Consider the following 13154-nt stretch of genomic DNA (forward strand, 5'->3'; position numbering starts at 1 on the left):
TTATTAATGGGCTTCTAGCCAATTATTACCTTCACCAATTTCAATTTCAATAGGCACGCCCATTGGAATTGCCGATTTCATGCGGTTGGCAATGATTTCTTTAAATATAGCTACCTCGGATTTTGGAACATCAAAGACCAATTCATCATGTACTTGCATAATCATTTTTCCTTCTAAACCTTTCTCTTCAATATCCGCCTGAATGTTAATCATCGCTATTTTGATTAGATCAGCTGCTGATCCTTGAATAGGTGCATTAATGGCATTTCGCTCTGCAAAACCACGAACAGTCATATTCGCAGAATTGATGTCACGTAAATAACGTCTTCTTTTTAAGATTGTTTCCACGTACCCATTCTCTTTTGCAAACTCAATAACTTCACCCATATATTGACGGATACCGGTGTATTGCTTGAAATACTGATCTATAATTTCCGCAGCCTCTTTTCTTGAAATCCCTAAATTCTGCGATAAACCAAATGCAGATTGACCATAGATAATACCAAAGTTTACCGCTTTCGCATTTCTACGCATATCGGAAGTAACTTCTTCCAAAGGAACGGCATATACCTTTGCTGCTGTAGCTTTGTGAATATCTAAGCCTTGTTTGAAAGCTTCCTGCATATTCACATCCTTGCTTAGCTCAGCCATAATACGCAACTCTATCTGCGAATAATCCGCTGACAATAATGTCCAGGATGGATCCCTAGAAATAAAAGCTTTACGAACCTCCCTGCCTTTTTCTGTACGAATAGGAATATTCTGTAGATTCGGATTAGTCGAACTTAATCGGCCCGTAGCCGCAACAGCCTGATTATAGGAAGTGTGAATCAAGCCAGTGCTCTTGTTAACCAAGGTTGGCAAAGCATCTACATAAGTTGATTTTAACTTCTGTAACTGTCGGAACTCTAAAATATCCTGAACGATGTCTGATTTATTAGCTAATGCCAATAATACATCCTCACCGGTTTTATATTGACCTGTTTTGGTCTTCTTAGCTTTCGGGTCTAATTGCAATTTATCAAATAATACCTCACCCAACTGCTTCGGAGATGCAATATTGAAGGTTACACCTGCTTTTTCATAAATCTGAGATTCTAAACGTTTTACATCTTTCTCGATCTCTTTAGAGAAATTCTGTAAAGTAGGTTCATCAATTTTAACCCCATTTAATTCTACATTAGCTAATACCTGTACCAATGGGAATTCTACCTCCTCAGCCAATTTTAATGTAGAAGTTTCTTCCAATAAAGGCTGGAACTTATGCTTTAGTTGTAAAGTTATATCGGCATCCTCTCCAGCATACTCCTTGATTTTCGCTAATTCCACATCACGCATGTTCCCCTGGTTTTTGCCTTTGGCACCAATAAGGTCTGTAATAGATACTGGACTATATTTAAGATAGGTTTCTGCCAGGTAATCCATGTTATGGCGCGTGTCTGGATCAATTAAATAATGAGCCAGCATGGTATCAAACAATGGCCCCCTCACCTCTACACCATACTTGGAAAGCATAAGGATATCGTATTTAATGTTTTGACCCACTTTTTGAATACTTTCTTTTTCAAAAATAGGCTTGAAGAGATTAACAGTTTCCTGTGCTTGTTTAGAATCTGCCGAAACAGGCACATAATATGCAGTTCCTGGCTCAAAGCTAAAGGACATACCAACCAATTCAGCGGTAATAGCATCTAATCCTGTGGATTCTGTATCAAAACAAAATGAATCTTGATTATTCAACAACTCCACTAATTTTTCTTGTTCCTCTAACTGTTCAGCAAGAATATAGGTATGCGTGGTATTCTCAATACTATTTAAAGTTCCTTGTTCCTCATCTAATAGTTCAACAGGGCTATTCGAGCTAAATGCGTCATCAGTCGGAATGGCAAATAAATCCATTTGTCCACCTTTTGGAGCTGCATTATCGGCCATATTAAAGCCATCACCAAATATGCGTTTCCCTAAGGTGCGGAATTCCAATTCAACGAATAAAGGCTCTAGAGCGTCCTTACTAGGATCCTCCAATAGTAATTTTTCCTCTTCCAGGTCTACAGGAACATCCAATAGGATCGTTGCTAACTTCTTGGAAATTAATCCTTGTTCAGCAAAGTTCTCCACATTTTCCTTCATTTTTCCTTTTAACTTATCGCTATTAGCAATTAAGTTTTCAATGGAACCGTATTCCTGAATTAATTTCTTCGCTGTTTTCTCTCCAATACCAGGGATACCCGGGATATTATCCACAGCATCTCCCCAAAGACCTAAAATATCAATGACTTCATGTACATTGTTGATCTCCCATTTTTCCAATATCTCTGTTACACCCAATACTTCGGCACCATTCCCCATACGGGCAGGCTTGTAAATAAAGATATTCTCGGATACCAATTGTCCGAAATCCTTATCAGGCGTCATACAATAAACCTGATAACCGGCCTTTTCGCCTTTTTTGGCCAATGTACCAATGATATCATCTGCTTCATAACCATCCATGGTAATGATAGGGATGTTAAATCCTTCAATTAATCGGAATATATAAGGAATTGAAGCGGCTAAATCTTCTGGCATACTTTCGCGCTGTGCTTTGTATTGTTCAAAGTCCAAATGCCGTTGAGTAGGAGCTGCTGTATCAAAAACCACCGCAATATGTGTCGGTTTCTGATTATTCAAAACTTCCAACAATGTATTGGTAAAACCCATGATCGCCCCAGTGTTCAAACCATATGATGTCAGTCTTGGGGTTTTGCTTAAAGCAAAATAAGCACGATAGATCAGGGCCATCCCGTCTAAAAGAAATAACTTTTTCAAATTCTTAATATTTACGATATAAACAAAGTTAACAAATTCAAGCTACCTAAAGATTAACAAATTTTTTCCATTTTTGTGGCTGAGGTAAGAATCATTTATTCGTCAATGAATTAATATGCGCGGTATAGTAACGAAATCTACAGGAAGTTGGTATCAGGTTAAGGATGATAATGGGAACAGCTATGAATGCCGTATTAAAGGTAAATTCAGGACCCATGGCATTAAAACAACCAATCCTATTGCTGTTGGTGATATCGTAGACTTTGAATTAGAACCTGGTCAGGATTCCGGTGTAATCACCCAATTGGAACCCAGAAGGAACTATATCATCCGCCGTTCGGTCAACCTTTCCAAGCAAACACAAATCATAGGTGCCAACCTCGATCAAGCTATTTTGGTCGTTACATTGGCCTCTCCCCCCACCTCAACCGGTTTTATCGATCGTTTCTTAGTCACTGCAGAAGCCTATAGCATTCCGGCGATATTGGTCTTTAATAAATTAGATCTGTTCTCCGATGAAGGTCTAGAGATATTGGCCGAATACATGGATCTCTATGAAAACTTAGGTTATTCTTGTTATGCAGTATCAGCCCTTAAAGGCGAACATATTGAGGAACTCCGCCAATTATTGAAAGATAAAACAACATTAGTATCAGGGCACTCAGGAGTTGGTAAATCAACGCTAATCAATGCCATAGTACCCGGCTTAGAATTAAAAACTGGAATTATTTCTGAATGGTCTGATAAAGGTAAGCATACAACAACCTTCGCTGAAATGATTGATTTGCCTTTTGGTGGTCAGTTGATTGATACACCAGGTATCCGTGAATTGGGAATTGTTGATATTGAACCCCAGGAACTATCACATTATTATCCTGAAATGAGAAAATTGCTTAATCAATGCAAATTTCATAATTGCAGGCATATCAATGAGCCTGGATGTGCAGTTCTTGCAGGTCTTGAATCTGGAGAAATTGAACCAAGTCGCTATGAAAGTTATATTTCCATCTACAATAACGAAAATAATCGCAACTAGTTAAACATAATTCATCGTTATTTGTATTTATTGAACGTATTATAAAATAATAAACCTGTTTGATAAGTATATGAAACCAATTTGGAAATGGATTATTGGGATTTTCGCAGTTATTATCATCGCCATTCTCGTGGCCGGATGGTATTTTAATAGAAACTGGAAACCCATGTTGGAGGAGAAGTTAAAGGAGGTGGTTCATAATTCAACCAATGGCCTTTATACTTTAAAATATGATGACCTAGATTTGAACATTACTTTAGGAAATGTAACCCTAAAGAATGCCGAACTAATCCCTGATTCTGCTGTTTATAAGAAGATGGTGCTCGATAAAAAAGCGCCTAATAGCCGCTTCCATATAAAATTAAATGCATTAAAGGTGAGAAGCTTTAACCTTTGGGATGTCATCAAAAACAGAAAACTCTTCATTAAGAACATTAGTTTCGAGTCACCTAACATTCACATGATCAGTGAGTACCATGCTTATAATGATACTATTGTGCCAAATAAGGAAACAAAAACCCTTTATGATAATATTAAAGATGTTTTTAGTTCGGTGAATGTACGCGATATTAAAATAGACAACGTAAAATTCAAATTCTCCAAAATAGAAGAAGGGAAGAGTTCCGATATCGAATTGGACAGTGTAGCCATCAAAGTGCACGATGTCCTTGTCGATGAAACATCCATCCAAGATACAACCCGTCTGTTCTATACAAAAATGGTGGAAGTTGATGTACCTGGCTTTGAATATGAATTGTCAAACGGCTTCTATATTGCCAAATTTGATCGCCTATCCATCAATACTCAAGATCAAAATGTCTTAATGACAAAAGTGGAGTACCGCCCGAAAATGAGTAAAGGTCAATTCTTTAAAAGTAAGGGGCAAAACGTAACTATGGCAGTCATGAAGTTTGATACCCTAAGATTTGAAAAATTAGATTTCAAACGTGTAATTGACGATCAACAAACCATCGCTCAAAATGTGCAAATTAAAAACGGTTCAGTTTCCCTATATAATGATAAACGATATCCTAAAAAGACCTCAAATAAAATAGGGAAATCTCCGCATCAACAATTATTAAAACTAAAACAACTCATACATATCGATACGGTATTCCTTAATAATGTGGATGTCTTATATGGTGAGTTTAGTGCCAAATTCCATCAGGAAGGGACTATTACATTCAACAATGCTACCGGAACAATTACCAATGTGACCAATGACAGTCTTTATTTAAAGGACCACCGATGGATGCGTGCTAATTTTAGTTCCAAAATTATGAATGCAGGATTGTTAAAAGTGCAGTTTGGATTCGATATGTTGAGCAAGTCGGGAGAACATACCTATAAAGGTACTTTAGGAGGGATGAATGCCACCTCTTTCAATAAGATTTTGAAACCATTATTGAATGTGAAAATAGGTTCCGGTAATATTCGAAGTTTAAGTTTCGATATGCAAGGTACTGATCGCAAAAACTGGGGAAACCTTCGATTTAATTACGATCACCTAAAATTAAACTTGCTGAATAAGCCGGGTGAAGATATGAGTAAAACCAAAAAAGGAATACTTTCCTTCGTGGTGAATAACATTTTAATCAATGATAGTAATCCGGATGCCAATGAGAAATATCATGTTGGTAAGATCAACTATACACGTGTTGCGGAGCATTCTTTCTTTAAAACTTTATGGCAAAGTTTACTAGAAGGAATTAAACAGACCGCCGGTATCAGTAAAGAAAGAGAAGCTAAGCTTATGGGCGCAGCAGAGAATGTGAAGGAAGTGGGGCAAGAATCCAAAAACGTCATCAAAAAAACTGGTAATTTCTTTAAAGGATTGTTCAAGAAAAAAGAGAAAGAAGAAGAACAGGAAGAAAAATAATACCTTATTTTTCCGTTTTCAATTCCTTGATTTTTGAGCGTAATCCCTATGTTTGTAGCAATGGACTCGGTATTAAGCTTCCTCAAATTCATATTTAGGTATCATAACAAGACAGTCAATCAAGTCCTGTTTTACATCAGTTTGATCTGTACCATTGTGATGGTACTGCATGTAGGTTATATTACCGATCCCAACCTGGCTAGATATACCCAAGATACCGTTATATTCATGTTTTATGGGCTTTTTGCCTTTGAAACGATCCGGACAGTTTCCTCCATTTATTTCACCAGGAGGATTAATGTTTCCCACTATTCAGGGGTCGTCGTCACGGCCTATTTCTTCTTGATCACTTTCGCCCGTTTAACAGGAGGATTTCTCGAAACATTTAGTAAGGATGAATGGCTCTATCTCGGTATTCTCATCATGTTTATAGCCGAGCTCTCTAGAAGCAGCTTGTTTTTCGATAATTTCTACTTTAATCCAACCATACTCTTTGTCGTATCCTTTTTAGGATTAATTGTCTTGGGCGCTTTTTTATTAATGTTGCCGAGGACCACAACAGAAGCACCACTTACATTCGTAGATGCCTTTTTTATGGCGACCAGTGCCGTTTGTATTACAGGTCTTTCTGTGACCGATATTTCTACTAATTTCTCCCTGTTTGGACAATCAGTCATTATGGCGCTTATCCAAATAGGCGGATTGGGGATTATGACCTTTACTGGTTTCTTTGGTTATTTCTTCTCAGGTGGTTTCTCCTTCAAGAACCAACTGATGTTTGGAGAAATATTAGGCGAGGATAAACTAAACTCGGTTATCTCTACATTATTGACCATTATTTTTATTACCCTTTTATTTGAGTTTATTGGCGGTATTATCATCTTCTTTACATTAGATTCCAGTTTATTTGAGTCTGTCGGTGACCAGATATTCTTCGCCGCATTCCATGCGATCTCAGGATTTTGTAACTCTGGATTTACCATTATCAAAGATGGAGTAACCAATGATGCTTATCGCTTTAACTATAATTTCCAATTAGCCGTAGTCTCCATGCTGATTCTAGGAAGCTTAGGTTTTGGAACGATATTTAACTTTTATAAGTTGGTAAAAGAAAAGATCAATTCGATTTGGTGTAAATATATCCTAAAGAGGGGTTATCGCCATAAGCCTATGGTGTTTACTTTTAACTCCAGATTTATAGTGTTGTGTAATGTCATTGTAATCGTATTGGCTACAGTATCTTTCTTCTATATGGAAAAGGAACACACTTTATTGGCTGATAAGTCTACTTATGGGCAATGGGTTTCTTCCATCTTTATGGCAAATTCTGCCCGATCAGCAGGATTCAATAGCATTGATTTGAACTTTATCAATATTCCAACCTTAATTATGATCGTTACGATTATGTGGATTGGTGTATCCCCAGGATCTACGGGTGGAGGTGTAAAGGTTACTACCGTGGCCATAGCCCTAATGAATATTGTAGCCCTGGCAAGAGGTAAAGAATCTATAGAAATTTATAAACGTAGAATTGCGTCAGAATCGGTCAATAAGGCATTTGCTATTATCTTATTATCAATCCTGACCATTTCATTTAGCTTTATTTTACTCAATTTTTCCGATCCGAATCAGGAAATGATGCCATTGTTGTTTGAATCGGTATCTGCCTATACGACTTGTGGACTTTCCTTAGGCATCACGCCTAATCTTTCTGCCACCGGAAAAATTATTCTTATGTTAACCATGTTCGTTGGTCGTGTTGGGATGTTAACCTTACTGGTTGCCTTTATTAAAAATACGCAGAACAAAAGTTATATTTATCCAACCGAAAAAATATTGTTTTAAGAGGAATGAAATACATCGTACTAGGACTTGGACATTTTGGACGCTCATTAGCTATTCACTTGACGGAATCAGGCCATGAGGTCATTGCTGCAGACAAAAACTTGAGTATTGTTGAACAGAACAAGGATAAAATTACCCATACCGTATGTATGGACAGTACCGACAAAGAGGCTGTTAGCTCCTTGCCCTTGCGCGAAAGTAATGCTGTGATTGTTGCCATTGGTGAAGATGAAGGTGCATCGCTTTTAACCATTGCCCTCTTAAAACAGTTAAAAGTAAAACGTATCATCGGTCGTGTAGTTTCAGATTTGCAGAAAACTGTTCTTGAAGCCATGAATATTGAAGAATACATCATGCCTGAAGAAGAAGCTGCAGAACGATTAGCTATGCGTTTAGATAATATTGATATTGTCGATTCCTTTAAAGTGTCCGAAAAATATTCCATTATAGAAACGAAGGTTCCCAGTAAATACATTGGCATGACCTTGAAGGAGGCCGATCTGACCAATAAATACAAGGTTATCGTCTTGACTACTGTAAAAACGGAAACTGCAACCACTGGTGATGGAGTAACCCGGGTTTCCAAGGAAGCTTCAGGAATTGCCAAATCTGATACCATCCTCCAAGAAAACGATATCCTCGTCCTGTTTGGTGAACTATCCAACATTAAAAACTTAATACAGAAAGGTTAGGGTTTTCTTTAATCAGAATAATAATTCACAACACTTTACTTCAAGTTAAAGTGCCAAGTAATTTATTTCCGAGATATTATATTCATCTGTCAAGAATATTAATTACCTCTTCACGAGTAACAACATCATTTCTATCAGACTGTTGCATAAGTAATAAAAAGCCTAAATCTTCTTTTTCCCCATTTGTCAACGATTTTAAAAGCTCGTTTTCTTTATATTCCACATAAAAAGATACTGCCTTTTCTAAAAGGTGCTTCACACTTATATCTTCAAAAGCAGATATAATTTTAACTTTTGTTAAGAGGTTATCATTTATGTCTATCTTCTTTCTCATTTTGTCTATTTTTAAATTGATAGAAATATACATAATGTATACAATAAGTGTGTCTTGATTTGTTGTTAAAGTTTTGACATTAAATTTTTATAATTGATCATCCAAAAGCCTCTGAGAAAATGTGTGTACTATCCTATTAGAAAACGACATCCTCGTCTTATTTGGTGAACTATCCAACATTTAGAAGTTTAATTCAGAAAGGTTAGGGTTTTCTTTAATCAGAATAATAATTCATAACACCTTTATTTCAAGGTAAAGTGATCAATTTCTTAATTATTCAAATAATGCATTAATTTCAGTATATACCGTCCGAAATTTGGTTAATAGCGTTGCTTTATTCAAAGTTTATTACTTAGTAACATGTAAGCTAGGTCAAGAAAGTAATAATGGGAAGGAAGTTTTAGTTTATTATTTCCTTGATCTTTTACTCCTATTTCTCTTCATATTCCTTATGGATTGCTTCGAGAACCCTAAGGAATTTCTTAGGATCTGATAGGGATTTTGTTCGGATCTCGTTCGGTCGGAACCGAACGAGATCCGAAGGAGATCCGAACAAGTTCCGAAGGAGATCCGAAGGAGTCTCTAATAAAACCTATGTAAGAGACAGTTAGACATCAGACAAAAGACAATAGAAAGTAGGCTAGGAAAAAGTAGAAGATGAAACGAGAATTAAGAATTAACTTGATAAAGTATAGTAAAATGTCGTTGTTTTTTGGAGCCTATGATAGGCTGAGGACATTCAGCATATTTGATTATAATTATAGTGCGTTTAGCTCTTCTGTATTGCTGATAGAAAATCATTAGGATAGAAGTTTGGGCGTTGAAGAAATGAGTTTAGGTTGAAAATTAGGGTAGAAAATGCGCTGTAATATCAAAAAATGCATCTAAATATAATGTTAGCCTATATCTTTTCAATTGCATAGGCTATCTTAAAATACATCGTGCATTATTGAAATCATTTCTATATTTTTGGAGCTATATCATTAATAACCCTTTATTACAATCCATGAAGAATTGGTTTAAGGAAAATCAGACGCATTTATTAATCATCGGGATTTTCCTGCTGTTAGTAGTATTTTACTTCACCCCTGTTTGGCAAGGGAAGACCTTATTGCAAAGTGACGTTATGCAGGCTAGGGGTAGCCAAAAAGAGATTTTTGATTTTAGAGAAAAGGATGGTAATACGCCATTGTGGACAAACTCCATGTTTGGTGGTATGCCTACTTACCAGATATGGTACGATCATGCGAACAACGTAGCGAGTTACATCGGTCCGGCAATAAGGAAAGTTTTTCCTCCACCGGCAGATGCTTTGTTATTGTTTTTGTTAGGCGGTTATTTCCTGTTTTCGGTTCTCAAAATACGACCTTGGTTAGCAGCAATCGGCGCTGTCGCTCTGGCATTCTCGTCTTATAACTTTATGTATATTGAGGCTGGGCACATCAGTAAGGCCTATGCCATATCTTATATGGCGCCTATTATAGGAGCCGTCATACTTACCTATCGGGGAAGTAGACTCTGGGGGCCAGCTATATTAGCGCTTTTCCTAGCTTTAGAGCTCCGGGCAAACCACATTCAGATTACCTATTACCTATTTATTGCTTTACTAGTTTTAGTAGGATTTGAATTGTATTACGCTATTCGCGATAAAAAATTAAAGAATTTCGCCCAAGCATCCGCCATGCAATTGGTTGGTGTTGCAATTGCCGTTTTGGTAAATGCTTCAGTTTTATTTCCTACATACGAATACAGTAAGTTGACCATTCGTGGAAAATCAAATATTACGAAAGCAGAGAATGGTGATAAAGGTGCGCATGGTTTGGATAAAGAGTATGCCTATGCATGGAGTCAAGGAATTGGTGAAACCATTACCTTCTTGATACCCGATGCTTATGGTGGTAAAACTTCCGGATTATTAGATGAAAATTCCAATGTCGTTAAAACCCTTACCAAGTTGGGAATGCCACAAGCAGAAGCATTACAGTTCGCTAATGGTGCTACGCCTACTTATTGGGGTGAGAAGTCATTCACGCAAGGGACCTGGTATTTCGGAGCAGGGATAATCTTCTTATTTATCCTCGGATTGGTGATTGTAAAAGATCGCTTGAAATGGTGGATTTTAGGAGCAACCTTGCTCACCATATTCCTTTCTTTTGGACGCCATTTTCCGTTGATCTCTGATCTTTTCTTCGATTACTTCCCGATGTACAATAAATTTAGGGCAGTAGAAAGTATCTTGGTAATACCATCCGTATTGATTCCAATGTTAGCAATTTTGGCTATCAATGAAATTATTACTCGAGGATCGGAAATTAAAGACTTGGACAAGAAAGTGCTTTATACAGGAGGTATTGTGGCAGGAATCTGTTTGATCGTTGCCATATTGCCAAGTATACTGGCGCTGAGAACGTCTAATCACCAAGAATATGTGGCGCAGTTGCAACAACATATTGGAGATCAGGCATTGACTACAGAGCTTGTAAACTCCTTAATTGCTGACCGTACCGATATGGCATCCAAAGATGCGTGGCGTTCATTCTTTATCGTGGCATTAACCTTTGGTTTCATCTGGTTGTACATCAAGAAGAAAACAACTGTTGCTGTGATGTTGGCAGCTATTGGTGTGATTACTTTAGTTGACCTTTGGTCTTTAGATAAACGCTATCTAAATAATGATTCATTCGTTGACAAGAGTATTTACGATCGTCCGATTCAAGAGCGTGAAGTCGATCAATTAATCCACATGGATAAAGATCTTTCTTACCGTGTGCTTGATTTGACGACTAATCCATTCCAAGATGCTTCCGCTTCTTATTTCCATAAGAGTTTAGGTGGATACCATGCCGCTAAATTGATGCGTTTCCAAGAAGTATTGGAAAATCTGTTCGATAGCGGCATTAATGAGGATGTTTTAGACATGATGAACGTTCGTTACCTCATTGCTAAAAATCCGCAAAACGATTCGGACAATATTCAACGTCGTAGCTCCGCTTTGGGTAATGCATGGTTTGTGAGCAATGTAAAATTCGTTAAGGGCAGCAATGCTGAAATGGACGCAATGAAGACCTTTGATCCGAAAAAAGAGGCAATTGTCAATGAAGGATTAAAAGATCAGTTCGGAAATGCTTCCATTGGTCAACCAACAAATGCTGATATTAAATTGGTTTCTTACCACCCTGATACCATGCGCTATGAATACAGCGCGCCAAACCAAGTGTTTGCCGTGTTCTCAGAAATCTTTTATGATAAAGGATGGAAAGCGTTTGTGGACGGAGAAGAAGTGCCAATCATCCGTACGAACTACTTACTTCGTGGATTATCACTTCCAGGTGGAAACCATAAAGTGGAATTCGTATTCGCACCGGTATCCATGAAAATATCCAATACCATTTCATTAATCGCTTCGATTATCTTGGTACTTGGGTTTGGTTTCGCGATTTACTTGTCTTTGAAACATAGAAAAAAGAAGGCGTAGCCTTCTTTTTTAGTATTTAGTATTTAGACCTATGACGGAGTACCTAGGCTAAATGAAAGGATTGTAAAGCGTTCTTTTTTTGAGCTAAGGCTATATTTTCTGAACTTAAAAGTATTTTTAAACAATAGAACGGTTGAAGAAAGCTTCAACCGTTCTATTGTTTAAATGGGATACAGAAGAGGTGCTGCGGAGGGATATTTAAATTTATCATTTAAATGTTTAGCAAATAAAATAATCGATTATTTCTCTATCACATATGGGTCTAAATACTATATACTAACTACTAACTACTTCAAATGCTTTTTACCACCTTCTATCTAATAGCGAAGCGGTCTCATATCTCATATCTCACATCTATTTATTACATTTACCTTCATGAGTACTTCGATTAGCTTACTTTCGGCTTTTCAATTGGATTTGATAGAGGCCGGTTGTGATGAGGCGGGACGTGGATGTTTAGCTGGGCCTGTGTTTGCTGCTGCAGTGATATTTCCTGCTGATTATTGTAATCCGGTGCTGAATGATTCCAAGAAGTTATCGGAAAAGAAAAGGATGGAATTAAGGCCTATCATTGAACAGGAAGCCTTGGCTTATGCCGTGGCAAGTGTTTCTGCGGCGGAGATTGATCGTATCAATATACATCGAGCATCCTATTTAGCCATGCACCGTGCCTTAGATCAACTGACCATCAAAGCAGAGTACCTTATCATCGATGGCAATAAGTTTATCCCTTATGCAGAGCTGCCCTACAATTGTATAGTCAAAGGGGATGGTAAATACCTCTCCATTGCTGCTGCTTCCATATTGGCGAAAACCTATCGTGACGAATATATGGAATCCATTGCCCATGACTTCCCAGATTATGATTGGCTAAGCAACAAAGGTTATCCAACCATCAAACACCGACAAGCAGTCCTTAATCTAGGTTTGACCCCACATCATAGAAAGACTTTTAAAGTCACTGAACCTCAGTTGAAAATGGTTTTTTGAGGTCGTTGACGCTGTTAGGTTTGAGACCGCTTCGCTACTAGATATGAGATTTGAGACCGCTTCGCTGTTAGATGTATGGGTTTTAAAGGATTTAA

General features: G+C 37.4%; 8 protein-coding genes. 6 read left to right on the forward strand and 2 right to left on the reverse strand.

The window, feature by feature from the left end; translation table 11 throughout:
• Positions 1 to 3 precede the first annotated feature (3 nt).
• On the reverse strand, positions 4 to 2808 hold the full coding sequence (polA, locus tag ABD676_RS14515; protein WP_344675448.1) for a DNA polymerase I: 2805 nt from the start codon (positions 2806 to 2808) through the stop codon (positions 4 to 6).
• Between the two features lie 115 nt (positions 2809 to 2923).
• Between polA and rsgA the strand changes: the two genes are divergently transcribed.
• The 4 genes from rsgA (at position 2924) to ABD676_RS14535 (ending at position 8260) form a co-directional block, all read left to right on the forward strand.
• Positions 2924 to 3844, forward strand: a complete 921-nt coding sequence (gene rsgA / locus ABD676_RS14520; protein WP_344675449.1) for a ribosome small subunit-dependent GTPase A — start codon at positions 2924 to 2926, stop codon at positions 3842 to 3844.
• Between the two features lie 70 nt (positions 3845 to 3914).
• Positions 3915 to 5723 (forward strand): hypothetical protein, encoded by a 1809-nt coding sequence (locus ABD676_RS14525; protein WP_344675450.1) that lies wholly within the window; start codon positions 3915 to 3917, stop codon positions 5721 to 5723.
• A gap of 48 nt (positions 5724 to 5771) precedes the next feature.
• Positions 5772 to 7568 carry a TrkH family potassium uptake protein gene (locus ABD676_RS14530; RefSeq protein ID WP_344675451.1) on the forward strand — a complete coding sequence of 599 codons (1797 nt, stop codon included), beginning with the start codon at positions 5772 to 5774 and terminating at the stop codon, positions 7566 to 7568.
• Positions 7569 to 7573: 5 nt separating this feature from the next.
• On the forward strand, positions 7574 to 8260 hold the full coding sequence (locus ABD676_RS14535; protein WP_344675452.1) for a potassium channel family protein: 687 nt from the start codon (positions 7574 to 7576) through the stop codon (positions 8258 to 8260).
• Positions 8261 to 8342: 82 nt separating this feature from the next.
• On the opposite strand, the gene ABD676_RS14540 is transcribed toward ABD676_RS14535, so the two are convergent.
• Positions 8343 to 8594 carry a hypothetical protein gene (locus tag ABD676_RS14540; RefSeq protein WP_344675453.1) on the reverse strand — a complete coding sequence of 84 codons (252 nt, stop codon included), beginning with the start codon at positions 8592 to 8594 and terminating at the stop codon, positions 8343 to 8345.
• 1006 nt (positions 8595 to 9600) lie between these two features.
• On the opposite strand from ABD676_RS14540, the gene ABD676_RS14545 reads away from it, so the two are divergent.
• Both ABD676_RS14545 and ABD676_RS14550 read left to right on the forward strand, forming a co-directional pair.
• On the forward strand, positions 9601 to 12069 hold the full coding sequence (locus ABD676_RS14545; RefSeq protein WP_344675454.1) for a YfhO family protein: 2469 nt from the start codon (positions 9601 to 9603) through the stop codon (positions 12067 to 12069).
• Between the two features lie 375 nt (positions 12070 to 12444).
• A complete protein-coding gene (locus tag ABD676_RS14550) occupies positions 12445 to 13059 on the forward strand; it encodes a ribonuclease HII (RefSeq protein WP_344675455.1) in 615 nt (204 codons plus the stop codon).
• Positions 13060 to 13154: the final 95 nt, after the last annotated feature.

Source organism: Sphingobacterium kyonggiense (genome assembly GCF_039536825.1).
GTDB classification, from domain to species: domain Bacteria; phylum Bacteroidota; class Bacteroidia; order Sphingobacteriales; family Sphingobacteriaceae; genus Sphingobacterium; species Sphingobacterium kyonggiense.